This is a genomic window from Ligilactobacillus equi DSM 15833 = JCM 10991 (assembly GCF_001435735.1).
GTDB lineage: Bacteria > Bacillota > Bacilli > Lactobacillales > Lactobacillaceae > Ligilactobacillus > Ligilactobacillus equi.
Genome location: NZ_AZFH01000074.1, coordinates 1 through 356, shown reverse-complemented (window position 1 = coordinate 356; position 356 = coordinate 1). Strand labels below are relative to the sequence as shown.

1 protein-coding gene is annotated in these 356 nt (G+C 43.3%); it reads left to right on the top strand.

Going from position 1 to position 356, the window contains the following annotated elements; translation table 11 throughout:
- Window positions 1-39: 39 nt before the first annotated feature.
- Window positions 40-356: IS3 family transposase (locus FC36_RS06360; RefSeq protein ID WP_162257652.1), on the top strand; the 317-nt coding region annotated here is incomplete at its 3' end.

Genomic DNA, 356 nt, shown 5'->3' with positions numbered 1-356 from the left:
AAGCTAATAATTAAGAAAATAGCGGAAAAAGGCAAGTGGATGGGAAATTACACATACGGCTACCGCCGTATACTGCCACTCCTCCAAGAGGCGGGTTACCATATGGCTGAAGCGACCTTACGTCGCTTAATGAGCGAATTAGGCGTCCAACCGGCGATGTATAATCGCCGTAAGAATGACCACTATTCTTCTTACAAAGGTACAATTGGTAAAGTGGCTCAAAATCTACTGAATCAAACATTTGATGCCACTATTCCCTACACCGTCCTTCATACTGACGTTTCACAGATACGTTTAGGCAATTCTACTTGGGCCTATATGTCAATCATCTTGGACCAGGCTACTAAAGAGGTTTT